Below are 26,242 nucleotides of genomic sequence, written 5' to 3'. Positions count from 1 at the left end.
GGTATCAACATATCTGGCGTTGACTTTTGGCACGCTGTTGAGTTCTCAAGGAACGGACGCTTCCTTCGTACTCACCCCTGCGGGCTTTCCTCCGGACGTTTTCGTTCGGTGTTTCTTTTGTGTTGTTGCGTTTCCGACTCTATCAGACCGTTTCCGGTGCTGATTTCCTCGACGCTTTCCAGGTTCTTCGCTTTCGAGTTTTCCCTTTCCGGCGGCTCCGACTTTATCAGAAGTTCTGAGTCGGAATTTCCAACCTCCCGCCGGAACTCATGGACGCACGAGTGCGACCGGATTCCCGCTGGGGTGGAGCCGTAAACGTACTGGAGCGGGGTGCCTCGATGCAAATCGAGGTGCCCCGCTCCAGAAGATGAGGTACGGAGACCTCGATCAGACCTCGACGACGACCGGAAGGATCATCGGGCGGCGGCGGTAGGTGTCGGACACCCACTTGCCCACCGAGCGGCGGATGAGCTGCTGGATCTGGTGCGCTTCCATGACTCCGTCGGCCGCCGAGCGTGCGAGGGCGTCCTCGATCTTCGGGGTGACGGCGTTGAACGCCGAGTCCTCGATGCCGGAGCCGCGGGCGTGGAAGGTCGGGCCGCCGACGATCTTGCCGGTGGAGCTGTCGACCACGACGAAGACCGAGATGAAGCCCTCGTCGCCGAGGATGCGGCGGTCCTTGAGGTGGGTCTCGGTGACGTCGCCGACGGACAGGCCGTCGACGTACACGTAACCGGCCTGGACCTTGCCGACGATCTTGGCGCGGCCGTCGATCAGGTCGACGACAACGCCGTCCTCGGCGATGACGATGTGGTCCTTGCGGACGCCGGTGAGGGCGCCCAGCTCGGCGTTGGCGCGCAGGTGGCGCCATTCGCCGTGGACCGGCATCAGGTTCTTGGGCTTGCAGATGTTGTAGAAGTACAGCAGCTCGCCGGCCGAGGCGTGGCCCGAGACGTGCACCTTGGCGTTGCCCTTGTGGACGACGTTGGCGCCCCAGCGGGTCAGGCCGTTGATGACGCGGTAGACCGCGTTCTCGTTGCCCGGGATGAGGGACGAGGCCAGGATGACCGTGTCGCCGGGGACGATGCGGATCTGGTGGTCGCGGTTGGCCATCCGGGACAGGGCGGCCATCGGCTCGCCCTGCGAGCCGGTGCAGACCAGCACGACTTCCTCGTCCGGGAGGTCGTCGAGGGTCTTCACGTCGACGACCAGGCCGCCGGGAACCTTGAGGTAGCCCAGGTCACGGGCGATGCCCATGTTGCGGACCATCGAGCGGCCGACGAAGGCGACGCGGCGGCCGTACTCGTGGGCGGCGTCCAGGATCTGCTGGATGCGGTGCACGTGGCTGGCGAAGCTCGCGACGATGATGCGCTTGTTGGCGCTCGCGAAGACGTTGCGGAGCACGTTGGAGATGTCGCGCTCGGGCGGGACGAAGCCGGGGACCTCGGCGTTCGTGGAGTCCGAGAGGAGAAGGTCGATGCCTTCCTCGCTCAGCCGCGCGAAGGCGTGGAGGTCGGTGAGGCGACCGTCCATCGGGAGCTGGTCCATCTTGAAGTCGCCGGTGGCGACGACCATGCCCGCGGGGGTGCGGATGGCCACGGCCAGCGCGTCCGGGATGGAGTGGTTGACCGCGACGAACTCGCAGTCGAAGGGGCCCAGACCCTCGCGGTCGCCCTCGGCCACCTCAAGGGTGTACGGGCGGATGCGGTGCTCCTGGAGCTTCGCCTCGATGAGGGCGAGCGTCAGCTTGGAGCCGATCAGCGGGATGTCGGGCTTGAGGCGCAGGAGGTACGGGACACCACCGATGTGGTCCTCGTGGCCGTGGGTGAGGACGATGCCCTCGATGTCGTCGAGGCGGTCCTTGATGGACGTGAAGTCCGGCAGGATCAGGTCGATGCCGGGCTGCTCCTCCTCCGGGAAGAGGACGCCGCAGTCGACGATGAGCAGCCGGCCGTCGAATTCGAAGACCGTCATGTTGCGGCCGATCTCGCCGAGACCGCCCAGCGGGGTGACGCGCAGGCCGCCCTTGGCCAGCTTCGGCGGGGCGCCGAGTTCGGGATGCGGATGACTCAAAAGACTCTCCTCACCATGCGCGTGGCGGATCGCTCTGATCTCGGGCGCATGTTGTGTCGTGCACGGGCTGAATGTCTGTGCGAGGTGTTTCCGGGTGGTGCTTGTTCAGTTGTGAAGTCGGTGTTCAGAGCTGTACCCCGCCTGCGGCGAGATCGATCTTGAGCTGGTGGGTTTCGTCCGCGGACAGCTCGACGAGCGGCAGACGCAGCGGGCCGGCGGGCAGGCCCTGGAGGGCGAGCGCGGCCTTCGTGGTGATGACGCCCTGGGTGCGGAACATGCCGGTGAAGACCGGGAGCAGCTTCTGGTGGAGCTCGGTGGCCTTCTGCACGTCGCCCGAGAGGTGGGAGTCCAGCAGGGCGCGCAGTTCGGGGGTGACGACGTGGCCGACGACGGAGACGAAGCCGCAGGCGCCGACGGAGAGCAGGGGCAGGTTCAGCATGTCGTCGCCCGAGTACCAGGCGAGGCCGGAGCGGGCGATGGCCCAGCTGGCGCGGCCGAGGTCGCCCTTGGCGTCCTTGTTGGCGACGATCCGGGGGTGCTCGGCGAGCCGGACGATCGTCTCGGTGTTGATCGGGACACCGCTGCGGCCGGGGATGTCGTACAGCATCACCGGGAGGCCGGTGGCGTCGGCGATGGCGGTGAAGTGCCGGTACAGGCCCTCCTGCGGGGGCTTGTTGTAGTACGGCGTGACCGCGAGGAGGCCGTGGGCGCCCGTCTGCTCCGCGGCGCGGGCCAGCTCAAGGCTGTGGCGGGTGTCGTTGGTGCCGACCCCGGCGACGACGTGGGCGCGGTCGCCGACCGCTTCCAGTACCGCCCGTACCAGGTCGTTTTTCTCCGCGTCGCTGGTGGTCGGGGACTCGCCGGTGGTGCCGTTGACGACGAGGCCGTCGTTGCCGGCGTCCACCAGATGGGTCGCGAGACGCTGTGCGCCGTCGAGGTCGAGTGCGCCGTCCGCCGTGAAGGGCGTGACCATGGCGGTGAGGACCCGCCCGAAGGGGGTCTGCGGAGTGGAGATCGGAGCCATGGGTAACACGCTACTCGCTGCTCAGCGCGGGGTGTCCCCTCGGGGGACCGTGTGCGACGGGGGAAGAGGACACCGGCACTGCCTGCTCGGGGGTTCAAGCAGTGCCGGGTCCGTTTGATCAGCCTAGATGAACTTCTCGAAACGCCGCAATACGGACACCTCGTGCAGCCCATCCGTACATGTGTGCCTGCGTACGGCTACGGGGCGACGCGGCCGTTCTTGTTGAAGGCCGCGTGGGTGAGCGGCATGAGCTGCTCCCAGTGCGCCTCCATCTGCTCGCCGACCATCTCGATCTCGCGCTGCGGGAAGGACGGCACCTTGGCCAGCTCGTGCTGGGTGCGCAGTCCGAGGAAGTGCATCAGGGAGCGCGCGTTGCAGGTGGCGTACATCGAGGAGTACAGGCCGACCGGGAGGGTGGCGCGGGCGACCTCGCGGGCGACGCCCGCGGCGAGCATCTCCTGGTAGGCCTCGTAGGACTGGCGGTACGAGTCCTCCATGACGCGGGCGGTCAGCTCCTGCTGCGCCTCGGTGCCCTCGACGAACTCGTACTTGCCGGGGCGGCCCTGCTGGACCAGCTTGCGGGCGGCGCCGGGAACGTAGAAGACCGGGTCGAGACGGCGGTAGCGGCCCGACTCCTCGTTGTAGGACCAGCCGACGCGGTGCCGCATGAACTCACGGAAGACGAAGATCGGGGCGCTGATGAAGAAGGTCATCGAGTTGTGCTCGAAGGGGCTGCCGTGGCGGTCGCGCATCAGGTAGTTGATGAGGCCCTTGGAGCGCTCGGGGTCCTTGGTGAGCTCCTCCAGGGACTGCTCGCCGGCCGTGGAGACGCGGGCGGCCCACAGGACGTCCGAGTCCTGCGCGGCGTGCTTGACCAGCTCGACAGTGACTTCACTGCGGAAGCTGGGCTTCTGGGTCTCTTCGGGGGTGCTGTCCGGGGTCACGGTCACCGGCGGGTCCTTCCACTTGCGTCGCTCTGGGCGGCGTCCACTCTACGGGCCACGCGGGGCCCGTTACGCCGCTCGTGGGGTCCGACGGGCCGTCAGGACATTCTTTGAGGAAATCGGGGAAATCGGGCACCAAGTGACGGGGTTGTACGTCTCTCTCTGTAGAGGCGCCCGAATGCCGGGTGCGTCGGTGGAGCGGGTCGCCGGAGCCAGACCGCGACCGCGTCCACGGAAGGCGGGCGCGGCACCCGTTTCCGCAAGTACGCAAGACGCTTTCCGCAAGCACACAGCACGTTCGGCAAGCAGTTCCAGCAATCGGGCCCGGCCCGATGATCGAAAGGAGCGACACACATGTTTCGCCGGCGAGAAGCCGTCCCGTTCGCCTTCGTTGCCGAGGCCGACCGCTTCCGCAGTAATGTCACCCCGCCCCCTCCCGAACGCGCCAGCACGGCGCAGCTCCTCGGACGTTCGCTGGTCGGCCTCACCGTGGTCGCCGGGCTGGTCGGTTCCCTGATGTTCGGGCTTCCCGCGCTGGATCCGGGGAACGCGCCGGGCAAGACCCAGCAGTCCGAGGCCTCCGAGAGCCACTGATCCCACGGCCCGTCAGGACTCTTCCGGCCCCCCTGAGGTGGCTAGGGGCGGGACCTCTCGGTAGCCTCACCGGGCACTGCCCAATCGAGCGTGCTTGTGAGTGAGGACCAGTCGTGCCCCTGTCTTTCCTGACGGCCGACCGCGCTTTTGAAGCCGGCGCGGACGATGTTGCACTGCCGTACGACGACCATGACCAGTGGCGACGGCCGTACCGGCCCGGTCCCTACCGGGTCGGGATCGCGGCCCTGTTGCTGCTGCTGGCGTCGTTCGTGCTGCTCTCGGCGATGATCATCGCCTTCGCGGCCGAGCTGACCGGTGCGTTGATCGTGCTCGGTGTCGGCGCCGTCGTGATCGCGTGTGCGCTGCGGATCCTGCGGATGGGGGTCTGGGTCAGCCGGGCGGGGCTGCGGCGGGTGGGGTTCCTCGGGACCGTCACGGTGCCGTGGGGCCAGACCTCGAACGTACGGACCGTGCAGCAGCCGGTGCGGTGGCTCGGGCTGCCGAGGACCGTGCAGGGGCAGGCGTTGGTCATGGAGCGGCAGGGCGGGGCGCAGCTGCCGCCGCTGCTGACGGACCACAACGCGGATTTCCTGTCGCGGCCGGAGGCGTTCGAGCGGGCCACGGACACGGTGGAGGTGTGGGGCGACGAGTACCGGCAGCGGTAGGAGTACCGCGCGCGGCCGGTGTTCGGCCGAGATGCGACAGGGCCCGTCCCGGGTTGGTTCCGGGGCGGGCCCTTTCCGTGGTGCGGGCCGCGGCCGGCTCAGGGGTTGGTGGTGTGCAGGGCGATGGCCTTCTGCATGGCCTTGCGGGCCCTGGGGGTGTCCCGGGCGTCCTGGTAGGCGATGGCCAGGCGGAACCAGGAGCGCCAGTCGCCCGGGGCGTCCTCGGTCTCCGCGCGGCGCCTGGCGAAGACCTCGTCGGCGGAGTCGCGGTCGATGCGGCCGGCCGGGGTGCGCCTGAGCTCGTCGACCGGGAGGGCGCCCTCGGCTTCGAGGATCGCCGCCAGCCTGTTGGCCTTGCGGACGAACTCGGTGTTCTTCCAGAGGAACCAGACGCCGATGAGCGGGATGATCAGCGCGGCCACGCCGAAGCCGATGCCCAGCGCCGTACCCAGTTTGATCATGGCGACGGCACGGCCGCCGACCAGGACGAAGAAGACGACCAGGACGGCTGCCGTGATGATGTAGGTGATCTTTGCGCGCATGGCTGGGTGCCGTCAGTTCAGGTCGAGGAAGTGTTCCAGGCCGAAGGTGAGGCCGGGAGTGCTGACCACGCGGCGGGCGCCGAGCAGGATGCCCGGCATGAAGCTGCTGTGGTGGAGGGAGTCGTGGCGCAGGGTGAGGGTCTCCCCCTCGGTGCCCAGGAGGACCTCCTGGTGGGCCAGCAGGCCGCGCAGACGGACCGAGTGGACGGGGATGCCGTCCACGTCCGCGCCGCGGGCTCCGTCCAGCGCCGTCGCGGTGGCGTCGGGCATCGGGGCGCTGCCGGCCTCCGCGCGGGCTGCCGCGATGAGCTGGGCGGTGCGGGCGGCCGTGCCGGAGGGGGCGTCGGCCTTGTTGGGGTGGTGCAGCTCGATGACCTCGACCGACTCGAAGTACGGCGCGGCGATCTGCGCGAACTTCATGGTGAGGACGGCACCGATGGAGAAGTTGGGGGCGATGAGCACACCGGTGGAGGGGGAAGCCTCCAGCCAGGAGCCCAGCTGCGCGAGGCGGTCGTCGGTCCAGCCCGTGGTGCCGACGACGGCGTGCATTCCGTTGCGTACACAGAATTCGAGGTTGGCCATCACCGAGTCGGGGGTGGTCAGCTCGACGACGACCTGGGCGCCGGAGTCCTTGAGGGTCTCCCGCTCGTCGTCGCGGCCGAGGGCGGCGACCAGTTCCATGTCCTCGGCCGCCGTCACGGCTCGTACGGCCTCGGAACCGATCCGGCCCTTGGCACCCAGGACCGCCACGCGCAGCTTGCTCATGTGTGTTTCCTTCACAAAAGGGGTTAGGCGACCGCTTCGTCGAGGCGGGTGGCCTGCTTGTCCTTGAGCGGGCCGATGACCGACAGGGACGGCCGCTGTCCCAGGATGTCGCGGGCGACCTCGCGCACGTCGTCGGGGGTGACCTCGGAGATGCGGGTGAGCATGTCGGTGACCGACATGTGCTCGCCCCAGGCGAGTTCGCTCTTGCCGATCCGGTTCATGATCGCCCCGGTGTCTTCGAGTCCGAGGACGGTGGAGCCCGACAGCTGGCCGATGGCGCGGCTGATCTCGTCGTCGGTGAGGCCGTCGGCCGCCACCTTGTCGAGTTCGTCGCGGCAGATCTTCAGTACGTCGTGCACCTGGCTCGGGCGGCAGCCCGCGTACACGCCGAACAGGCCGCAGTCGGCGAAGCCGGAGGTGTACGAGTACACGCTGTAGGCCAGCCCGCGCTTCTCACGGACCTCCTGGAAGAGCCGGGAGGACATGCCGCCGCCGAGGGCCGTGCTGAGCACGCTGAGCGCCCAGCGGCGCTCGTCGGCGCGGGCCAGGCCCGGCATCCCGAGGACGACGTGGGCCTGCTCGGTCTTGCGGTTGAGCAGTTCGACGCGGCCCGCGGTGCGGAGCCTGCGGGCTCCGGTGCGCGGGGCGACGGGGACGCTGCCGGGGTCGCCGAGTGCGCCGGCCTTCTCGAAGGCGCGGCGGACCTGGCGCACCACCGTCGCGTGGTCGATGTTGCCGGCGGCCGCGACCACCAGGTGGGTGGGGTCGTAGTGCTTCTTGTAGAAGCGGCGGATGCGGTCGGCGGTGAGCGCGTTGATGGTGTCGACGGTGCCCAGGACCGGGCGGCCGAGGGGGGTGTCGCCGAGCATGGTGTGCGCGAACAGGTCGTGCACGCAGTCGCCCGGGTCGTCCTCGGTCATCGCGATCTCTTCGAGGATGACGCCGCGCTCGGCGTCCACGTCCTCCTGGCGGATCAGCGAGCCGGTCAGCATGTCGCAGACCGTGTCGATCGCGAGCGGGAGGTCGGTGTCGAGGACCCGCGCGTAGTAGCAGGTGTACTCCTTCGCCGTGAAGGCGTTCATCTCGCCGCCGACCGCGTCGATCGCGGCGGAGATGTCGAGGGCGCTGCGCTTGGCGGTGCCCTTGAAGAGGAGGTGTTCGAGGTAGTGCGTCGCGCCGTTGAGGGAGGGGGTCTCGTCGCGGGAGCCGACGTTGACCCAGATCCCGAAGGTGGCGGAGCGGACGGAGGGGAGGGTTTCGGTGACGATGCGCAGGCCGCCGGGGAGGGTGGTCCTGCGGACCGTACCGATGCCGTTCTCACCCTGGAGAAGCGTTTGGGTACGGGCGACGGCCCGCCCCTCCGAGGAGGTGCGGGCCGTCGTCACGGAACTGCGCGACGTCACTTGGCGGCGTCGTCCTTCTTCTCGTCCTCTTCACCCTCGATGACGGGGATCAGGGAGAGCTTGCCGCGGGAGTCGATCTCGGCGATCTCGACCTGCACCTTGGCGCCGACCGCGAGCACGTCCTCGACGTTCTCCACGCGCTTGCCACCGGCGAGCTTGCGGATCTGCGAGATGTGCAGCAGGCCGTCCTTGCCCGGCATGAGCGAGACGAACGCACCGAAGGTGGTGGTCTTGACGACCGTACCCAGGTAGCGCTCGCCGACCTCCGGCATGGTCGGGTTGGCGATGCCGTTGATCGTGGCGCGGGCGGCCTCGGCGGCCGGGCCGTCGGCGGCACCGATGTAGATGGTGCCGTCGTCCTCGATCGTGATGTCGGCGCCGGTGTCCTCCTGGATCTGGTTGATCATCTTGCCCTTGGGGCCGATGACCTCACCGATCTTGTCCACCGGGATCTTGACGGTGATGATGCGCGGCGCGTTCGGGGACATCTCGTCCGGAACGTCGATGGCCTCGTTCATCACGTCGAGGATGTGCAGACGCGCGTCACGGGCCTGCTTCAGCGCGGCGGCCAGGACCGAGGCGGGGATGCCGTCGAGCTTGGTGTCGAGCTGGAGGGCGGTGACGAAGGTCTTCGTACCGGCGACCTTGAAGTCCATGTCGCCGAACGCGTCCTCGGCGCCGAGGATGTCGGTCAGCGCGACGTAGTGCGTCTTGCCGTCGACCTCCTCGGAGATGAGGCCCATGGCGATGCCGGCGACGGGGGCCTTGAGCGGCACACCGGCGTTCAGCAGCGACATGGTGGAGGCGCAGACCGAGCCCATCGAGGTGGAGCCGTTGGAGCCCAGCGCCTCGGAGACCTGGCGGATCGCGTAGGGGAACTCCTCGCGCGTCGGCAGGACCGGCACGATCGCGCGCTCGGCGAGCGCGCCGTGGCCGATCTCGCGGCGCTTGGGGGAGCCGACGCGGCCCGTCTCGCCGACGGAGTACGGCGGGAAGTTGTAGTTGTGCATGTAGCGCTTGCGGGTCACCGGGGAGAGGGTGTCCAGCATCTGCTCCATGCGCAGCATGTTGAGGGTGGTGACGCCCAGGATCTGGGTCTCGCCACGCTCGAACAGGGCGGAGCCGTGCACGCGCGGGATGGCCTCGACCTCGGCGGCCAGCGTACGGATGTCCGTGACGCCGCGGCCGTCGATGCGGACCTTGTCCTTGATGATGCGCTCGCGGACCAGCTTCTTGGTCAGCGCACGGTAGGCACCGGAGATCTCCTTCTCGCGGCCCTCGAAGGCCGGGAGGAGCTTCTCGGCGGCGATCTCCTTGACGCGGTCCAGCTCGGCCTCGCGCTCCTGCTTGCCGGCGATGGTGAGCGCCTGGGCCAGCTCGGTGCGGACGGCCTTGGTGAGGGCCTCCAGGACGTCGTCCTGGTAGTCGAGGAAGACCGGGAACTCGCCGGTGGGCTTGGCGGCCTTGGCGGCGAGGTCGGCCTGCGCCTTGCAGAGGACCTTGATGAAGGGCTTCGCGGCTTCCAGGCCGGCGGCGACGACCTCTTCGGTCGGGGCCTCGGCGCCGTCCTTCACCAGCTGGATGGTCTTCTCGGTGGCCTCGGCCTCGACCATCATGATCGCGACGTCGCCGTCCTCCAGGACGCGACCGGCGACGACCATGTCGAAGACGGCGTCCTCGAGCTCGGTGTGCGTCGGGAACGCGACCCACTGGCCCTTGATCAGGGCGACGCGGGTGGCGCCGATCGGGCCGGAGAAGGGCAGGCCGGCCAGCTGCGTGGAGCAGGAGGCGGCGTTGATCGCGACCACGTCGTACAGGTGGTCGGGGTTGAGAGCCATGATCGTCTCGACGATCTGGATCTCGTTGCGCAGGCCCTTGGCGAAGGACGGGCGCAGCGGCCGGTCGATCAGGCGGCAGGTGAGGATCGCGTCCTCGGAGGGCCGGCCCTCACGGCGGAAGAAGCTGCCGGGGATCTTGCCGGCGGCGTACATGCGCTCTTCGACGTCCACCGTGAGGGGGAAGAAGTCGAGCTGGTCCTTGGGCTTCTTGGAGGCGGTCGTGGCCGACATCACCATGGTGTCGTCGTCCAGGTACGCCACGGCGGAGCCGGCGGCCTGCTTGGCCAGGCGGCCCGTCTCGAAGCGGATGGTGCGGGTGCCGAAGGTGCCGTTGTCGATGACGGCCTCGGCGTAGTGGGTCTCGTTCTCCACTAGCGTTTTCTCCTCGTCTTCGTCCCCAGTCGCCCGTGTGGCGGTGGGACGGTGGCGGAGAAGCGCGCGCTCCGTGGTGCGGGCCGGTCTTCGATCGAAGCACCCGGGGTCATGTTCTCCGGGGGCCACTACCGAGGACCGGCGGGCTGGGCGGCGCCGCTTCTCGCTCTTCGTGTTGTGTCGTGCTCGCACGGGGCTGGTCTCGTACGTCTCGTACGGTGCCCGTGCGTCGTGCTCGTGCGCCCCGCGGTCGGTGCGGGGGGTGCTGCGGGTACCAGCCTAATTGGCGTCCGGTACGTCCCGCACGTACACGGGGCTTCGCGCCTGTCGTACGTACGGCAAAGGGAGCGGCTCCCCAGGCGGGAACCGCTCCCTTAGTGGCGTACTACTTGGCGCCGCCGGCCGCACCGCGGCGGATGCCGAGGCGGTCGACCAGCGCACGGAAGCGCTGGATGTCCTTCTTGGCGAGGTACTGCAGCAGGCGACGACGCTGACCGACCAGGATCAGCAGACCCCGGCGGGAGTGGTGGTCGTGCTTGTGCGTCTTGAGGTGCTCGGTCAGGTCCGAGATGCGACGGGAAAGCATGGCGACCTGGACCTCGGGGGAGCCGGTGTCGCCCTCCTTCTGGCCGAACTCGCTCATGATCTGCTTCTTCGTAGCGGCGTCGAGCGCCATGCGTACTCCTCGTGAGTCATTGACTTGCCACCGAGTGCCCCTGGTCTTGGTCTCAGGGGAGCTTCCGTTACTCGGGAGGCGGGATCCGCTGGGCGCAGCCCGCAGAGGTGGTGACACCTCCGGTGGGCGCGTACACAAACGGCCGTAGGTCAGAGTACCAGGCCCCTGAAGGTGGCCGGTCCGGTGCTCCGCGCCGCCCTAGGCGGACATCGAGCGCAGTGCCCGGTACACGTCGAGGACGGCGAGGCAGAGCGGGACGAGGGTGAGCAGGACGCAGCTCTCGGCGATCTCCAGGAAGCGGCCCCAGAACGGGGTGACCCCCTTGCGGGGGACGACCAGCGCGATCGTACCGAGCACCGCGGCGACGGTCGCGGTGGCCGCCGCGACGACGGTCGTACGCAGGTCCAGGGCGCCCGTGCTGCCGGCGAGGGCGTCGCGGACCGCGGCGGGCGGCGGGCACAGGGCCAGTCCGAGGCCGAGCAGCAGGAGTGTGCCGAGTCCGGCAGCGAGGGTGGCGGCGGCCTGTGCCGCGCAGCGGAAGAGGTGTGCGCGCAGGAGCAGGGCGGCGCCCAGGGCCAGGGCGAGGAGCTGGGCGCGCGGGTTGCCGGAGAAGCCGAGGACGCCGGCGGCGGCGACGGCGGTGAGGGCGCAGCCGCCGACGAGTCCGGTGAGGAGTTCGTGGCCGCGGCGGGTGCGGGCGGCGGTCCGGGCGGCGTCGACGGGCGGCTGCGGGCTCTGCGCCTCTTCCGCGCCGTATCCGCTGGTGGCGGGGGTGGGAGGTGGTGCGAAGCCGACGGGGATGCGGGCGAAGCGGGCGGCGAGGCCGGGGAGGAAGGCGAGGGCGCCGACCAGGAGCGGGGCGGCGAGGGCGGCCGTCCGGGTGGGGTCGAGGTCGGCGACGGTCCCGGTGAAGACGAGCAGGAGGGCGACGGCGGAGGCGGTGGCGGTGGCCACGAAGGGGGCGTCGGTGGGGGCGGGGGTGCCGGGCGGGGCCGGGGCGGGGGCCGCGGAGTCGTGTGCGGCGCGGGAGGGGGAGGCGAGCAGCAGGAGTACGGAGGCGACGAGGACCGCGGCGCAGGCGGTCAGGAGGTGGAGGCGGCCGGGGCCGCCGCCGGGCGGGAGGGGCAGCAGTGCGGTGCCGGCCACGGCGGTGTGGGCGAGGGCCGCCGTGCCGAGGGCGACGGCCGAGCCCTGGTCGTCGTACACCCGGGTGCGGATGGCGGCGAGGGCGAGCAGGAGCAGGGCGGTGAGGGCGGCGAGCGCGCCGGGGAGGCCGTGGGTGTGGTGGTGGGGGCGGGCGTTCCAGAGGGTGAGGGCGAGGAGGGTGAGGAGGGCGGAGGTGGCGAACAGGCCCGTGGTGCGGGTGAGCCGGTCGTTCCAGAGGGTGCGGTCGCGGGCGACGGCGGTGGCGACCGCGTCGGTGACGTCGTCGAAGACGGGTGGGGCGAGGGATTCGGCGAAGGGCCGCATCACCAGGATCTCGCCGTCGAGCACGCGCTGCGCGGTGAGGGTGCGGGAGCCGTCGAGCACACGGCCGTCCCGGCGGACGAGGTGGTGGCCGACGGGGGCATAGGGGGCGGGGCGGTCCCCGGCGAGCCGCAGCAGCTCGGGGTGAAGGTCGGCGAGCGGGAGGTCGCCGGGAAGGCCCACGTCGATGCGGCTGGTGGGGGTGACGACGGTGAGCCGCAGGAAGGGGGCGGGGGTCCGGGGTGCGGCGGGGGCGGGGGCGGCGTCCGCCCGGGGTGCCTGGAGCGTCAACGGGGGTGTTCCTTCGGTCGGTTGGCGGGAGCGCAGGGCGAGGGGGTCTCGTCCGTCAAACGCGACAGGGGCGGGAAGGTGGCGGCGCGCGGGTGGGGCCGAGGGGGTCGGTTCGGGCAGTAGGATCCGTCGGCGGCGAGGTCCGGATCATTGGGATTTGGCAGTAACACGCCTGTTCGGTTGGGGAATTGGGGATCGTGGGGCAGATCGTCGTCAAGCGTCCGGCTCGTGCGGTGCCGCCCGGTTCGGGCGGGGACGAAGTGGTGCTGCCGCCGCCTCCGGAGTTGCCCAGGGGGCAGCAGGAGGGCGTGCTGATGCAGCTCCTGCCGTTGCTCGGGATGGGCGGGTCGGTCGTCTTCCTCTTCATGAGCAAGAACCCGGTCGCCCACGCGATGGGCGGGCTGATGGTGGTCTCCACCCTCGCCATGACCGTCGCCATGCTGGTGCGGCACCGGCGCGGCGCCCAGGGGCAGTTGGCCGATCTGCGGCGGGACTACCTGCGGCAGCTGGCCCAGGCGCGCAGGCGGGTGCTGAGGACCGCCCGCCGCCAGCGGGACGCAGTACTACCTGCACCCCTCCCCCGACCAGCTGTGGGCGCTGGTCGCCGGGGGCAGCCGGGTGTGGGAGCGGCGGCCTGCCGACCCCGACTTCGTACAGGTGCGGGTGGGGCTGGGCGGTCAGGGGCTGGTCACGCCGCTGGTGGCGCCCGAGACCGCGCCGGTGGAGGAGCTGGAGCCGCTGTCGGCGGGGGCCCTGCGGCAGTTCCTGGCGACGCACAGCACGGTGGACGCGCTGCCGATGGCGGTGTCGTTGCGGGCGTTCTACCACCTGGTGGTGAGCGGCGATCCGGAGTGCGTACGGTCCACCGCGCGCGCCGTGGTCGGCTCACTGGCCGCGCTGCACTCCCCCGCCGACCTGGTGGTCGCGGTCGCGGCGGGTGAGCGGGGCGCGCCGGAGTGGGAGTGGGTGAAGTGGCTGCCGCATGTGCGGGGTGCGGGTGCGGCGGACGGGGTGGGCAGTCCGCGGCTGTTCGCGGGCGGGGTGCGGGAACTGGAGGAGCTGCTGGGCGGGTTGCTGGCGGACCGGCCGCGGTTCCGGGCGGAGGGCCCGCCGGTGGCCGACCGGCCGCATGTGGTGGTGCTGCTCGACGGGGTGGGTGTGCCCGCGGGTTCGGTGCTGGCGTCCGGCGACGGGCTCCAGGGGGTGACCGTCGTCGAGGTGGTCCCCGGTGAGCTGGGCGAGGGCGCCAGGGGCGGGCTGTCCGTCGTCGTACGGGACGGGACGCTGCGCCTGGAGTCGGAGCACGGGGTGGCGTACGAGGGGGTGGCCGACCGGCTGAGCAAGGAGTGCGCGGAGGGGCTGGCCCGGCAGCTGGCGCCGCTCGGGGTGGCTTCGGGCCCGGACGCGGGGGAACCGCTCCTCTCCGACCTGGAGTTCACGGAGCTGCTGGACCTGGGGGACGCGGAGAGCGTGGAGGTGGCCCGGACCTGGCGGGCCAGGCCCCGGGCGGACCGGCTGCGGGTGCCGATCGGGGTGGGCGAGGACGGGACGCCCGTACTGCTGGATCTGAAGGAGGCGGCGCAGGAGGGCATGGGCCCGCACGGGCTGTGCGTGGGCGCGACGGGGTCGGGGAAGTCGGAGCTGCTGCGGACGCTGGTGCTGGGCCTCGCGGTCACCCACTCCTCGCAGGCCCTGAACTTCGTCCTCGCGGACTTCAAGGGCGGCGCGACGTTCGCGGGGATGGCGCAGCTGCCGCACGTGGCGGCCGTGATCACCAACCTCGCGGACGACCTGACGCTGGTGGACCGGATGGGCGACTCGATCCGGAGTGAGCTGAACCGCCGCCAGGAGCTGCTGCGGGACGCGGGCAACTACGCGAACGTGCACGACTACGAGCGGGCTCGGCTGGCCGGGGCGACGGCGCACGGAGCAGCTCTGCACCCCGTGCCGTCACTCGTTCTGGTGATTGACGAGTTCAGCGAGCTGCTGACCGCGATGCCCGACTTCATCGAGATGTTCGTCCAGATCGGCCGCATCGGCCGCTCCCTCGGCGTCCACCTGCTGCTCGCCTCACAACGCCTCGAAGAAGGACGACTGCGCGGCCTCGAAACGTACCTCTCCTACCGCATCGGACTGCGCACCTTCTCCGCCGCCGAATCACGCGCGGCGCTGGGGGTGCCGGACGCGTACCAACTGCCCAACGTGCCGGGCTCGGGCTATCTGAAGTACGGGACGGACGACATGGTGCGCTTCAAGGCGGCGTACGTGTCGGGGCCGTGCCGGAGCGCGGAGGTCCGGCGGGACGCGCCGGCCGGGGCGGTACGGGGGGACCGGCGACCGGTGCTGTTCACGGCGGCGCGGGTCCCGTTGCCCACGGAGCGGACGGCACCGGCGGACACGGCGGAGGCTGTGCCGGAGGCGGAGGTGGCGCTTGCGGTGCCCGGGGCTCGGGCCGCCGAGGACGAGGCGCTGGCCGACTCCGTACTGGAGGTGATCGTGCGGCGGCTGGAGGGCCGGGGGCCGGCCGCGCACCGGGTGTGGCTGCCGCCGCTGGACAGCCCGCCGCCGCTGGACGAGCTGGTGGCGTCGGCGGAGGGTCCGGGCGCCGTGTCGGGCGGCGGGCGGGGGCTGCTCCGGGTGCCGCTCGGGTTGGTCGACAAGCCGTTCGAGCAGCGACGGGACACGCTGTGGCGCGACTTCTCGGGCGCGGCCGGCCACATGCAGATCGTCGGCGGCCCGCAGTCCGGCAAGTCGACGCTGCTGCGCACCCTGATCTCGGCGTTCGCGCTGACGCACACGCCGCGCGAGGTGCAGTTCTACGGTCTGGACTTCGGCGGCGGCGGCCTCTCCGCGGTCGCCGGACTGCCGCACGTCGGCGGCATCGCCTCCCGCCTCGACCCCGAACGGGTGCGCCGCACGGTCGCCGAGGTGTACGGGGTGCTGACGGAGCGGGAGGAGTACTTCCGTACCGCGGGCATCGACTCGATCGCCGCGTACCGGACACTGCGCGCCGACGGCGGGATCCCGGACTCCGAGCAGCCGTGGGGGGACGTCTTCCTGGTCGTCGACGGGTGGGGCGGCTTCCGTACCGAGTACGAGGGTCTGGAGTCGGCCGTCGTGGACATCGCGGCGCGCGGCCTGGGCTACGGCATCCACGTCGTCCTGACCGCCTCGCGCGCGATGGAGGTGCGCGCCCAGCTCAAGGACCTTCTGATGAACAGGCTGGAGCTGCGGCTCGGTGACGTCATGGACTCGGAGCTGGACCGGCGGGCCGCAGCGCAGGTGCCGGTCGGGGTGCCGGGCCGGGGGCTGACGCCTCAGAAGCTGCACTTCATGGGGGCGGTGCCGCGGGCCGACGCGTCGGCGTCGGCGGACGGCCTGCCGGAGGCGACGGCCGCTCTGGTGCGGGAGGTACGGGCGCGCTGGGCCGAGACGGCCGGGGCACCGGAGGTACGGCTGCTGCCGCGTCGGCTGGACGTCGCAGAGCTGCCCGCCGGGGACGCGCGGCCGGGCGACGGGGTGGCGTTCGGGCTGGACGAGGACCGGCTGGAGCCGGTGTTCGTGGACTTCGAACGGGACCCGTTCTTCCTGGTCTTCGGGGAGAGCGAGTCCGGCCGGACGAATCTGCTGCGGCTGCTGATCCGGCAGTTGAGCGCGCGGTACCCGGGCGAGGAGTGCAAGTTCTTCGTCATCGACAACCGGCGCGGTCTGCTGGACGCGGCTCCCCCGTCGCACCTCGCGGAGTACGTGCCCATGTCGCACACGATGGAGCACCACGTGGAGGCGCTGGCCGAACTGATGCGGCGGCGGGCCCCGGCGGCGGACGTCACGGCGCGGGAGCTGCGGGAGCGGAGCTGGTGGAAGGGGCCGACGGTGTTCGTGGTGGTCGACGACTACGACCTCGTGTCGACGTCGGGCGGCAATCCGCTGGCGCCGCTGACGGAACTGCTGCCGTTCGCCCGGGACGTGGGGGTGCGTTTCGTGCTGGCGCGGAACACGGCGGGCGCGAGCAGGGCGGCGTACGAGCCCTTCGTGCAGCGGATGGTCGAGCTGGGGGCGCAGGGCGTGGTGCTGTCCGGCGATCCGAACGAGGGCGATGTGTTCGGCGGGGTGCGGCCACGGGCGATGCCGGCCGGACGGGGCGTTCTGGTGGCGCGGCGGCGCGGGAACTCGTTGGTGCAGACGGGGTGGGTGGAGGAGTGAGCGGAGCGGCGGAGCCGCGGAGTGGCGGGATGACGGGATGACGGGCGGGATTCGGGGTCCGCGGGTGGTCGGGACGGGACGGAAGGGCTGCTGATGGTGTGGGACGAGTGGGAGAAGTTGAAGGGCGAGACCGCGGAGAGGAGGGCCGGGGCGGGTGGCGGCATGCAGCTCAACCAGCTGGTGGGCCGGCCGCTCGGCGCGGACGGCGGAGGTGCTCAGGGACGCCTCGCGGTCGACCGCAAGGCGCTGGCCGCCATCGCGCACGACGCGTACGTCCTGTTCGACCGGCTGGGCCGGGAGGGCCGCACGCCGATCGCGGCGAGCGCGAAGGCCGCGGGCGATCTGAAGGGGCAGGGGTTCGCGCTCGGCGGCGGGATGCACCGGGTGCAGGAGAGGTGGGAGCAGCAGGTGAGGTCGCTGGTGGACGCGTGCGCGCACATCTCGCACCACATGAAGTTCACCGCGAAGGTGCACCGGGACGACGAGCACTCGGTGAAACGGGCGGTGAGCAGCATCAAACAGTTGGAGACGAGTTTCGACGAGCGCTCGGAGCGGGGTGGGGTGCGGGGGTCCGTGGAGGGGACGGTGTCGGCCTCGGCGCAGGGGCCGGAGCTGCGCGCGGAGCGGGGTGAGCGGGGCCGATGAAGCTGGACGCTCTCCGTCACGGGAACTTCGCCTCGCTGGACGAGGCCGTACGGGACTGGTCCCGGGTCGTCACCCAGTTGCGGACGCTGGAGAGGGAGGCCCGCGACGGGATGTGCGCGCGGGCGGAACGCGCCAACTGGGAGGGCGCCGCATCGGAGATCTCCCGCGCCTTCGTCACCAAGACGGCGGGCGAGTTCGCCGACGCGGCGACCCAGGCCACGAGCATCCGCAACATTCTGAGCGACGTACGCGGCGAACTCGCCTCTAAGCGGGACGAGTTGAACCGGGCGATCGAACGCGGACGGGCCAAGGACCTGTTGGTGGTCGGGACGGCGGGAGGCGGCTTCGAGGTGAAGTCGGTTGCCCCGTGCGACGCCACGGCGGGTACGGGTACGGGTACGAGTTCTGGTGCTGGTTCCGGTGCCGGGGCAGGGAAGGGTTCGGCGGCGGACGCCAAGGTCGTCGCGGCGGCCGAGGCGGCAGCGGCCCTCCAGCGGGAGCGGATCGTCAACCGGGAGATCCACGCCCTGCGGGACGAGTTGCAGCGCATCCTCAACGCCGCGACCGAGAGCGACACCACGGCGGACCGGGTGCTGCGGACGCTGGTGGCCCAGGCGGAACGCGGCTTCTCCTCCGGCCCTGCGTACCGCGACCGGGACACGGCGGCAGCGGCGCTGCGCAGTGCGGACTCGATGGCCGCGCTGATGAAGAAGGGGCACCTCTCCGAACCCGAACTCGCCTCCCTGAAGGCGGGGTTGAAGAAGTACGCGTCGGACCCGCTGTTCGCGGAACAGTTCGCGGTACGGAGCGGGGCGCGGGGCACGCTGGACTTCTGGGCCGACCGGGCCCGCTTCGAGAAGGACCACGAGCTGCAGAAGTACCTGGGACTCACCCTGGCGGAAGCTACCCGCTCGGACAGTCCTCAGATGCGGGCGTGGGAACGGGGAATGGTCGACCTGGGCGATGAATCGATCTCGGCGGGCCGGCGGGAGGCGAAGGGGTTCCAGGTGATGAGCAACCTGATGCGCTGGGGCCAGTACGACAACGAGTTCCTGAAGGGGTACGGGGCCGAGCTGATCCGGGTCGAGAAGGAGCTGGGCGAGAACGGCCGGGCCTCGGCGGAGGACATCTGGGGCGACTCACTGCCGCTGAACCGCAGCAGGACGGATGCGGGGCACGACCCGATGACGGGATTCATGCAGGCGCTGTCGAAGAGTCCGGACGCGGCTACGGCGTTCTTCAACGGGACGTTCGTCACGGAGAAGGAGGACCACGAGTTCTTCGTCGACCCCGAGAACGAGGACAAGGGGAAGAAGGGGCTCAGTAATTTCGACTACTTGTTCAGCGAGCGGGATTGGCCGGTCACGCATCATCCGGGGGGCGAGGAGAGTTTCGCGGGGCCGGAGTTCATGGCCAGTGCGTTGGAGGCGGCGGCGACGGGGCGCATGGCGGGCGAGGCCCCGGGCCCGCATTCCCTGCCGCACACGGCGGAGCAGGCCAAGATCATGTCGGCTGTTGTGACGGCGGTTAGTGAGAGCGAGGAGCGGCTTACGCATCGCAAGTATCTGGGGGATAATTTGGGGAGAATTGCGGCGGATTATCTTCCGGATATCAATCGGACTTTGGTCGGACCCAGCTTGGGCGAATCGGCCAAGCTTTTTCCGCTGATCGGCACTCAGGCTGAGATCACAAAGAACGACCTCATGCGATTTCTAGTAACCATGGGGCAGACACGTGAGGGAAATGCAGCCCTGGAGTATGGCCACAAGGCCTACATGGCAAGTTTGATGGACTACCATCTCAATCCAAACCTTTCTTCCGAATTGCGTCATTCATCTGACAGCTCAGACACCCTCTCAAAGGTCTCGTTCAGAGCAGGGGAGATTGGTGGAGCCTTGACAATCGGCCGCCAAGAGGCCGCACTGATAGGGCCCACAGAAGAGGATAAAGCCTTCTCAAACGAAGTGAGTCAGGGGAAGAATACTTGGGCCGGATTGGTGGGAGCTGGAGTAGGTGTCGGCGTGAGCTTCATCGGCACTCCAGTATTGGGCGCAGTGGCGGGTGGGGCAGCGACAACGGTAGGCAGCATGGCAATCGAATATGTCTCACAACAGGCTGAAGCTGAAACGACAAGAAAGACTTTCCGCAGCGTCGGGGAAATTTGGGAAGAACAGCAGGCTTCAATCATGATCGCCAGTCAGAACTCTGTACTTAAGCTAGGGGAAGCACACGAATACTCCGACTCCGTAGCGCTTGCTAACACTGCAGGCAGTAGCGCACAGGCAGGATTTACCGCCGCCTCCGCCAACTTTGAAAGAATGTCCAAAGATCTGGAAACCGATGTTCACCGCTGACCTCCAGAAGATTCCAAAATATCGCCGCCACTGGGCTGTGAATTTCGCCGCCACAGCAGCAACGATTGCGGGAGTGCTCTTGCTTTCGTCCTGCGGGACAAAAGAGGAGCGATCTTATCCGGCACCACACACTTTGTGCGGAACGCCGGTATCCCCCACGATAATCGAACCTCTCCTCCCTCCCGGGAAGTCAATTACCGAGGATCTACAAGAATGGAAGAGCCCCTTCGACCGGTATTCATTCTGCCGAATCAATGTCGATGGGCAGAGGATTCTATCGGTCAATAAGCAGTGGTACGCTAGAGGTTTTACATTGACACAGGTAGCCTCAAGCCCACGGGGCGTCAGAGTGGACGACCATTATTCTGAGGACGGTTCGTACGCCTACTCCGACAAAGGAGGAGTCAGCCGCGCGACTTGCCCACGACCAGATACGGTTTGGAAACGAGAACAGGGACAACTCTTTGTCGTCGTACGTTCGAGCGACCCCGTTCAACCCAACAAGTCCGCAATGAAGAACCTGGTTCTCGGGTACGCCAAAGCCGTCGGCGCCTCCAGCGAGTGCAACTGACGTCCAGTGACACGCGGAGCGCCCCTCAGCTGAGGCAGCTGAGGGGCGCTCCGTGTGTGTGGGGGGGCGCAGCCCGTCGGGGCTACATGAAGCCCTGGGCTGCTCTCCTGTCCCCCGCCTGGTAAGCCGGAGCCGCTTCCGCCACCGCCCGGGAGATCTGGAGGAGGGACGTATGGATCGCCCTCGCCTCGTTGTCCCACTGGGCCTGCGCCGTGTTGTACGCGTTGCGTGCGTCGCCCGCCCAGAGTTCCGAGATCGTGGCGATCTTGGCCTTGATCGCTCGCAGGCTCTCGTCCAGGCCGTCCGCCTGGAGCTTGATAGTGCGTGCGGCTTCGTCCAGCGCCGCGTAGGTGACCAGCATGGTGCCGTCGTTGTGGGGCATGGGGTGGTGTCCCGTTCAGGTTGGGGGATCAGTAGCTGCTGAAGCTTGAGGTGGGGGTCTGGGGCGTCGGGGGCGACGCCCCCGCGTAGCCGGGGGTCACGTCGATGCCCCGCATCGCCGCGAGCACCTCGTCCTCCGTGTTGCCGGAGATCGTCCGCGCCGCCTCGATCGCTTCCTGGAACTTCAGGAGGAGCTTGCCGATGCGGACCATGTTGGCGTTGATCTGCGCCTGCTTGGTGTTGAACGCACCCGCCCCGATGCCCTTCCACTGCCCTTCGAGGCTGTCGATCGTGGCGTTGAGGCGGTTCAGCTGTCCCTTCACGCTCTCGAAGCCGCTCGTCAGCTCTACCTGGAGCTGCGCGAGCGCGACTCCGTTGACCTTCTGGACTGCCATGGGTGGGGTCTCCTCAGTGCGGATGCGTGGGTACGTGGGTGACCACGGGCGGGGCCGCGGCCGGTTGGGCGGAGGTCCAGGTCTCCTCGTCCTCCGTGAGCGGGGAGGCCGTAGTGGGGGTGTGGCCGGTGCGGTTCGGGCGCGTGGCGTTGCCCTGGGGCGGGATCGCCGAGGTCATGGCGGGCGCGGCCGGGCGGACCAGGCCCGCGCCGCCCTGCGTGAACGTCCCCCCGCGCGGCGCCGCGGCCGTCCGCGCGGGGGTGCCGCCGGTCACTCCGTACGTACCGGTGGGGGCCGGCCTCCCGCTGCCGCCCGTCACGCCCGAGGCCGAGACCGGGCCCTGGCCCGGGATGCCCGGTGTGCCGCCCAGTGGCGGCGGGGGCAACGGGATGCCGCCCGAGATTCCGCCCGGGACGCCGAACGCGGGGCCCGCCCAGCCGGTGGCCGGGGTGCCGACCGGTGGCTGCGTATGTGCGGCCAGGGCGGCCGGGGCGACTGGTGCGGAGGCCGGGGGTTGGGACGCAACAGTGTTGAGTTCCATGGTGGTTGGGGCGTGGGCGGGGGTGTCCGGCGCGGCCGTACGGGGGCCGAGGGGGGTGGTGGGGTCGGGTGGAGTGGGGAGAGTTTCCGGTGGGCTGGTGGCTGATGGGGGGTGCGGGGGTGGGGGTGGGGGTGGGAGTGTCGTCCCGGTGGGTTCGGTGCCGGGCTCGTGTCCGGTTGCGTACCAGGCTCCGTACCCGGCGCCGGGTCGAGCGCCGTTCGCGGACCCGGGTGCGGGGCGCGAGCCGTCGCCCGGTGAGGTGCCGGAGCCCTCGCCCGGTGCGGCCCGTGTGCCCTCGCCCGGTGTCGTGCCGCCGCCTCCCTCCCCCGAAGGACGCGGCACGTCGGCCGTCAGGTGCTCCTCGAAGACGGGCGGGTGTTCGGCCGCCAGGCGGTCCGTCGAGACCCGGTAGTACGAGGCCAGCCGGTTCAGCTGGTTGACGGCCTCCTGGCGGTGCGGTTCCGACGGCAACGTCCCCGTGGCGGGCGAACCGTCCTTCGGGGGCAGGGAGTTGCGTACCGAAGTGAGGCCCGCGCTCGCCTCCTTCAGTTCCGCGCCGACCCTGAGCGCGTACTCCCCCAGTTCGTCCGCGTGCTCCGCCAGGCGCGCCCCGAACCTGCGGAACCCGTCCGCCGATTCGCCCTTCCACTCCACGCCCGCGAGGTGCCCGCGCAGTTCCCCGGCCGCTCCGTGGAACGCCGCCCGCACCCCCAGCAGCGCCCGCCCGGCCGCCTCCAGGGCCTGCGGATCTCCGGCATCGACCAGGTCGATCATGGTGTTGAGGTCGTGGGACTCGAAGCGGGACGTCATTCCCCGGCCCCCCGCTCCCCCGCGCCGTACCGCTCCTGTTCCGTACGGGAGCGGATGGCCCAGAAGCGGCGGCGGAGGTCCTCCTCCAGGTTGTCGAAGCCGATCTCCGCGCCGTGCACGGCGATGTTCAGGTACTCGATCTGCTCGGAGAGGTTGCGGGACAGTTTCACCAGGCCGGTATGGACGCGGCGGTACTGCGCGTGCAGGTCGTCGGCCTCCGGGAAGGGGATGCCGGGGGCGCCGAAGTGCGCGCGGGTGAGGGTGTGGGTGGCCACCTTCCGCCGCCCGGCATCGCCGTCCTCGAAGTCGGCCAGTATCGCCTGCACCCGGGCGCGGAACTGTTTCAGTGCGCCCACTCCTCGTTCGAGGTCGCTGCCGCCGGTCGGGCCGCCTCCGTCGGGCACGGCACTCCCTTCGTTCTGCTGCCGTCGGCCGGTGCCGGCCCGGCACGCATTGCCGCTGATCACTTGAGCGTGCCATCGGACCGGACCGGTGGAATCGGTCAAGTGGCAGGTCAGAGGCGGTGGTTGCCCGGGGTTCCGGCGATCGGGGGCCGGGCTTCCGACACCCGTTCGGCGGGTGGCATCGGCATCGGCCGTCCCCCGGCGTCCGCCCCGCACTGCCCCTCGGCGTCCGCCCCGAGCCGTCCCTCGACATCCGCCCCGCGCCGTCCTCCGCTGTCCGCCCCGCGCCACCCCCGGCGCCGCCGTGCGTCGCGGGCCGCCACCGCCGACCCGGTGAGTACGGCGACGGCCACGGCGCTGCCGACGAGGACGTACGTGGCGCGGCGTACGTCCCGCTGCTGCGCGGTCTCGCCCCAGCGGGCCCGACTGGCGTCGGGTGCGTCCCCGTCCGGCCGGCCCGCGCGGGACTCCTCGGTGACGGGGCCGGGCGGTGGGCGGGTGTCGTCGGTCAGGGCGCGCAGCGGGTCGGCCACGCCCCAGCCGACCTGGGGGTCGCGGCCGGGAGCGGCGCGCTCGGCGGTCCGCTGGATGTGGTGGACGATCTCCTCGCCGGACCAGTCCGCGTGCTTCTCCTTGAGGAGCGCGGCGATCCCGGCCACGTACGGCGCGGAGAAGCTCGTACCGCTGTCGGCGCAGTGGCCGCTGCCGGGGACCGTGGAGACGATGTCGGTGCCGGGGGCGGCGATGCCGACGAAGGTGCCGGACTGGGAGAAGTAGGCGCGTTCGTTGTCGCGGTCGGAGGCGGCCACGGCGAGGACGCCCGGGTAGGAGGCGGGGTAGGTGGGCCGCGTATTGCCGTCGGCGCCGTTGTTCCCGGCGGAGGCGATGACGATGCGGCCCGCCGCGAGCGCTTCCGCGACCTCGGTCTCCAGCTGCCTCGACGGCCTGATCGACTTCGCCGTGTCCTGGCTGATGTTGATGATGTCGGCACCCTTGTCGACCGCGTGCTGGACGGCCTGGGCGAGCAGTTCGGGGGTGCCGTTGCCCTCGGCGTCGTTCTGGTCGATGGGGATGATCGTGGCGGCCGGGGCAAGACCGACGAAGCCCGTTGCGGGGTCGGGGCGGGCGGCGATGATGCCCGCGACCTTGGTGCCGTGTCCGACGGTGTCGGTGGTGCCGTTGGCGGCTCCCAGCTGCGCGGGCGAGAGACCGGCGTCCCGGGGGAGGAAGTTGTGGCCGAGGCGGACGTCGACCGCGTCCCTGAGCTGCGGGTGGCGGTTGTCCACGCCGGTGTCGATGACCGCCACCCGTACGTCCCTGCCCCGCGCCTGCTCCCAGACCTCGTCGAGCAGCACCCGCTGGAGCGGCCAGGGCCGGCCGGAGTACGGCTTCGAGCCGAAGGTGCACGCACCCGGATCGGCCGTGCCGCTCGCCTGGTTGCGGGCCTGGGCGGCAGGGGCGCAGAGCACGGCCAGTGCGACCGTCGCCGCGCCCCGGGCCAGTCCGGTGCGGATGCGCCGCCACCGGACGGGAATGCCCCGCCACCTGAGGAGCGTGTCTGGGAGGCGGAGGCGGATGTCTCGGAGCCGGGGACGGCTGCCTCGGCCCCGGGTACACATGTATCGCCGCCCGAAGGGCTCGCCGAGGAGCCGGGCGCGCATGTCCCGCAGCCGGGTCCGGTACATCGGCGCCATGGGCCGCACCTCCCTCACGAGCCCTGCATCCGCACGGCGGCGTCCGTCGACAGGCGCGGTCCGGTGGGCAGGAGCGAGGACCAGGCGGCGGGGACAAGGGCGGCCTCGACGTCCTGGTAGCCGAGGAGTTCGCGTGCCGTCTTCAGCGGTTGGCGCCCGCCTCCCCCGCCGTCGCCGGGGCCCGTCGGGTACGGCCCTTCGCCGTGCGCCGCGCCGCCCTCCGCCGGGGACGCGCCGACCTGTACGGAGTGCCGCAGTCCGGCGTCCGTGACCAGGAAGAACGGCCCGGTGTCGGTTCGCGTGCCGGAGATCTGGCGGAAGTACTGGCCCGATCCGGGGGTGACGTACGCGGAGGTGGCCCCGGTCGCCAGCGGCCGGGGGAAGCCGGGGCCCGCCCAGGTGCTCAGGGTGGTGGTGCCGCGCGAGCCGTGCACGGAGCGCAGGACGTTGCACACGGTGTCGCGGTGGCCGCCGCCGGGCACCGGCCGGTTGACCGCCCGGGGGCCTGGCGCCTGCTCGGGCCACTTCGGGTAGGGGCGGAACTCGGCGCGCGGGTCGAACACGATGCCGGTGTCGGCGGGCCTGCCCGCCTGCCCCAGCCCGGCCAGTCGCGGGCTGTTGAGCAGCAGGCTCGCCGTGAAGGGAGACACCCGGGCGACCTTGTCGCGCAGCACCAGGAAGTACGAGCCGCCCGCCCTCAGCACCGATCCCACCCGCTTCCCGTTCGCCGGGAGGCTGGGGACGCGGCTCGGCCCGCCGGGCTTCTCCGGAAGCTCCGGCCGGACGATCTCGTTGCCCTCGTGCAGCGTCTCCAGCCACTCCCGTGACACCCGTTGCGGCACCTGCCCCACCCCGACGACATGGGAGAGCAGCGGGACATCGCGGTCCTTGATGCGGTACTTGGTACCCGTGGCGTCCACCACGTAACGCGCGTGCCCTTCTTCCGCACTCTCCACATAGAGCAACTGGCCCCCACGCAGCCGGTTCCCGCCGCCAAGCGGGGCCCGGTCCCGGCCCGCGAGGACGAAGACGGCCGTCTGCACGGAGCGACCGCCCGGTTCGGCGCGTTCGCAGGCAGCCCAGAGCTTCGGCCTGCCCACCTCCGCCGCCCCGGGGATCCGGTCGGGTGCGTACGGGATGCCGACGGTGGCACCACGCTGGAGTCCGCTGCTGTCCAGGACGTCGTCGGCGACCTTGACGATCTGGCTGTGCCGGTCGTCCACCTCGACGAGGAGGCGCGCCGAGGCCATGTTGAGGACCGGGTGGAGCCTGTGCCGGCCCTTGGTCGTGAGCACCACGTAACGGGTGGTCGACCCGCTCGCCACGATGACGTGCGCGTACGGTTCCTGCCAGCCCGCCGGGGCCGCGGGTCTGAACATCCCCCACGCCCCGAAGCCCGCCAGCAACACCGCTCCCACGAGCATCCCCGGCAGCACCGCGCGCAGTGGTCGCGGTGCTCCCTCCTCGGAACCGGTCGGACTGGGCCGCAGGAACTGTGCGACCAGCCTCCGTTTCGCGAAGGCATAGGCGTTGAGCTCGTCCCGTCGTGATGCCATCGGACCGCCGTCACTTCCCCCGGAGGACCCTGAA

Annotated in this window: 19 protein-coding genes and 1 pseudogene; 5 read left to right on the top strand and 15 right to left on the bottom strand. The window is 70.5% G+C overall.

Features of this window, described 5'->3' with window-relative positions; genetic code table 11:
- Window positions 1-387 precede the first annotated feature (387 nt).
- The 3 genes from ACFYVL_RS17090 to thyX form a co-directional block, all read right to left on the bottom strand.
- Window positions 388-2,073, bottom strand: coding sequence for a ribonuclease J (locus ACFYVL_RS17090; protein WP_389245379.1), 1,686 nt, complete (start codon window positions 2,071-2,073; stop codon window positions 388-390).
- A gap of 124 nt (window positions 2,074-2,197) precedes the next feature.
- Window positions 2,198-3,097: a 4-hydroxy-tetrahydrodipicolinate synthase gene (gene dapA / locus ACFYVL_RS17085; protein WP_389245377.1), complete on the bottom strand. Its 900-nt coding sequence runs from the start codon at window positions 3,095-3,097 to the stop codon at window positions 2,198-2,200.
- 197 nt (window positions 3,098-3,294) lie between these two features.
- Window positions 3,295-4,047: an FAD-dependent thymidylate synthase gene (gene thyX / locus ACFYVL_RS17080; protein WP_389245375.1), complete on the bottom strand. Its 753-nt coding sequence runs from the start codon at window positions 4,045-4,047 to the stop codon at window positions 3,295-3,297.
- A gap of 348 nt (window positions 4,048-4,395) precedes the next feature.
- On the opposite strand from thyX, the gene ACFYVL_RS17075 reads away from it, so the two are divergent.
- Together ACFYVL_RS17075 and ACFYVL_RS17070 are read left to right on the top strand one after the other, a co-directional pair.
- A complete protein-coding gene (locus ACFYVL_RS17075) occupies window positions 4,396-4,635 on the top strand; it encodes a hypothetical protein (RefSeq protein ID WP_389245373.1) in 240 nt (79 codons plus the stop codon).
- Between the two features lie 113 nt (window positions 4,636-4,748).
- The gene (locus ACFYVL_RS17070; RefSeq protein ID WP_389245372.1) at window positions 4,749-5,300 is read left to right on the top strand and encodes a hypothetical protein; all 552 of its coding nucleotides are present in this window, start codon (window positions 4,749-4,751) and stop codon (window positions 5,298-5,300) included.
- A gap of 98 nt (window positions 5,301-5,398) precedes the next feature.
- Here the strand turns inward: ACFYVL_RS17070 and ACFYVL_RS17065 are convergent, their stop codons facing one another.
- The 6 genes from ACFYVL_RS17065 to eccD form a co-directional block, all read right to left on the bottom strand.
- Window positions 5,399-5,842, bottom strand: coding sequence for a hypothetical protein (locus ACFYVL_RS17065; protein ID WP_389245370.1), 444 nt, complete (start codon window positions 5,840-5,842; stop codon window positions 5,399-5,401).
- 12 nt (window positions 5,843-5,854) lie between these two features.
- On the bottom strand, window positions 5,855-6,607 hold the full coding sequence (gene dapB / locus ACFYVL_RS17060; protein WP_389245368.1) for a 4-hydroxy-tetrahydrodipicolinate reductase: 753 nt from the start codon (window positions 6,605-6,607) through the stop codon (window positions 5,855-5,857).
- Window positions 6,608-6,630: 23 nt separating this feature from the next.
- Window positions 6,631-8,010 (bottom strand): M16 family metallopeptidase, encoded by a 1,380-nt coding sequence (locus ACFYVL_RS17055; RefSeq protein ID WP_389245366.1) that lies wholly within the window; start codon window positions 8,008-8,010, stop codon window positions 6,631-6,633.
- Window positions 8,007-10,220: a polyribonucleotide nucleotidyltransferase gene (locus ACFYVL_RS17050; protein WP_389245364.1), complete on the bottom strand. Its 2,214-nt coding sequence runs from the start codon at window positions 10,218-10,220 to the stop codon at window positions 8,007-8,009. Before ACFYVL_RS17050 ends, ACFYVL_RS17055 begins: the two co-directional genes overlap by 4 nt.
- 385 nt (window positions 10,221-10,605) lie before the next feature.
- Window positions 10,606-10,896: a 30S ribosomal protein S15 gene (rpsO, locus tag ACFYVL_RS17045; protein ID WP_389245362.1), complete on the bottom strand. Its 291-nt coding sequence runs from the start codon at window positions 10,894-10,896 to the stop codon at window positions 10,606-10,608.
- 198 nt (window positions 10,897-11,094) lie between these two features.
- Window positions 11,095-12,654, bottom strand: coding sequence for a type VII secretion integral membrane protein EccD (eccD, locus tag ACFYVL_RS17040; protein WP_389245360.1), 1,560 nt, complete (start codon window positions 12,652-12,654; stop codon window positions 11,095-11,097).
- Window positions 12,655-12,851: 197 nt separating this feature from the next.
- Here eccD and eccCa point away from each other — a divergent pair.
- The 3 genes and pseudogenes from eccCa (at window position 12,852) to ACFYVL_RS17025 (ending at window position 19,856) form a co-directional block, all read left to right on the top strand.
- Window positions 12,852-16,857, top strand: a pseudogene (gene eccCa / locus ACFYVL_RS17035) (type VII secretion protein EccCa).
- Between the two features lie 93 nt (window positions 16,858-16,950).
- Entirely contained in the window at window positions 16,951-17,502 is a 552-nt protein-coding gene (locus tag ACFYVL_RS17030) for a hypothetical protein (protein ID WP_389245358.1), read from the top strand.
- On the top strand, window positions 17,499-19,856 hold the full coding sequence (locus ACFYVL_RS17025) for a hypothetical protein (RefSeq protein ID WP_389245356.1): 2,358 nt from the start codon (window positions 17,499-17,501) through the stop codon (window positions 19,854-19,856). Before ACFYVL_RS17030 ends, ACFYVL_RS17025 begins: the two co-directional genes overlap by 4 nt.
- Before the next feature lie 653 nt (window positions 19,857-20,509).
- Here ACFYVL_RS17025 and ACFYVL_RS17020 read toward each other — a convergent pair.
- From ACFYVL_RS17020 to eccB, 6 genes are all read right to left on the bottom strand, one after another.
- A complete protein-coding gene (locus ACFYVL_RS17020; RefSeq protein ID WP_389245354.1) occupies window positions 20,510-20,809 on the bottom strand; it encodes a WXG100 family type VII secretion target in 300 nt (99 codons plus the stop codon).
- A gap of 28 nt (window positions 20,810-20,837) precedes the next feature.
- On the bottom strand, window positions 20,838-21,203 hold the full coding sequence (locus ACFYVL_RS17015; protein WP_389245352.1) for a WXG100 family type VII secretion target: 366 nt from the start codon (window positions 21,201-21,203) through the stop codon (window positions 20,838-20,840).
- A 13-nt stretch (window positions 21,204-21,216) separates the two neighbouring features.
- The gene (locus ACFYVL_RS17010; protein ID WP_389245350.1) at window positions 21,217-22,554 is read right to left on the bottom strand and encodes a WXG100 family type VII secretion target; all 1,338 of its coding nucleotides are present in this window, start codon (window positions 22,552-22,554) and stop codon (window positions 21,217-21,219) included.
- Window positions 22,551-22,958: a hypothetical protein gene (locus ACFYVL_RS17005; protein ID WP_389245348.1), complete on the bottom strand. Its 408-nt coding sequence runs from the start codon at window positions 22,956-22,958 to the stop codon at window positions 22,551-22,553. Before ACFYVL_RS17005 ends, ACFYVL_RS17010 begins: the two co-directional genes overlap by 4 nt.
- Window positions 22,959-23,068: 110 nt before the next feature.
- Entirely contained in the window at window positions 23,069-24,652 is a 1,584-nt protein-coding gene (mycP, locus tag ACFYVL_RS17000) for a type VII secretion-associated serine protease mycosin (RefSeq protein ID WP_389245346.1), read from the bottom strand.
- 14 nt (window positions 24,653-24,666) lie between these two features.
- Window positions 24,667-26,208 (bottom strand): type VII secretion protein EccB, encoded by a 1,542-nt coding sequence (eccB, locus tag ACFYVL_RS16995; RefSeq protein WP_389245344.1) that lies wholly within the window; start codon window positions 26,206-26,208, stop codon window positions 24,667-24,669.
- Window positions 26,209-26,242: the final 34 nt, after the last annotated feature.

The sequence above is a fragment of the Streptomyces sp. NPDC004111 genome (assembly GCF_042874215.1).
In the GTDB taxonomy this organism is placed as follows: Bacteria; Actinomycetota; Actinomycetes; order Streptomycetales; family Streptomycetaceae; genus Streptomyces.
The sequence above is the reverse complement of the archived record's forward strand: the minus strand, read 5'-3'. Positions and strand labels throughout refer to the sequence as shown.

Coding starts and splice junctions, on each gene's coding strand:
- dapA (WP_389245377.1), bottom strand. CDS start 3,097: ATGGCTCCGATCTCCACTCCGCAGACCCCCTTCGGGCGGGTCCTCACC.
- ACFYVL_RS17075 (WP_389245373.1), top strand. CDS start 4,396: ATGTTTCGCCGGCGAGAAGCCGTCCCGTTCGCCTTCGTTGCCGAGGCC.
- ACFYVL_RS17065 (WP_389245370.1), bottom strand. CDS start 5,842: ATGCGCGCAAAGATCACCTACATCATCACGGCAGCCGTCCTGGTCGTC.
- dapB (WP_389245368.1), bottom strand. CDS start 6,607: ATGAGCAAGCTGCGCGTGGCGGTCCTGGGTGCCAAGGGCCGGATCGGT.
- rpsO (WP_389245362.1), bottom strand. CDS start 10,896: ATGGCGCTCGACGCCGCTACGAAGAAGCAGATCATGAGCGAGTTCGGC.
- ACFYVL_RS17030 (WP_389245358.1), top strand. CDS start 16,951: ATGGTGTGGGACGAGTGGGAGAAGTTGAAGGGCGAGACCGCGGAGAGG.
- ACFYVL_RS17025 (WP_389245356.1), top strand. CDS start 17,499: ATGAAGCTGGACGCTCTCCGTCACGGGAACTTCGCCTCGCTGGACGAG.
- ACFYVL_RS17020 (WP_389245354.1), bottom strand. CDS start 20,809: ATGCCCCACAACGACGGCACCATGCTGGTCACCTACGCGGCGCTGGAC.
- ACFYVL_RS17015 (WP_389245352.1), bottom strand. CDS start 21,203: ATGGCAGTCCAGAAGGTCAACGGAGTCGCGCTCGCGCAGCTCCAGGTA.
- ACFYVL_RS17010 (WP_389245350.1), bottom strand. CDS start 22,554: ATGACGTCCCGCTTCGAGTCCCACGACCTCAACACCATGATCGACCTG.
- mycP (WP_389245346.1), bottom strand. CDS start 24,652: ATGGCGCCGATGTACCGGACCCGGCTGCGGGACATGCGCGCCCGGCTC.
- eccB (WP_389245344.1), bottom strand. CDS start 26,208: ATGGCATCACGACGGGACGAGCTCAACGCCTATGCCTTCGCGAAACGG.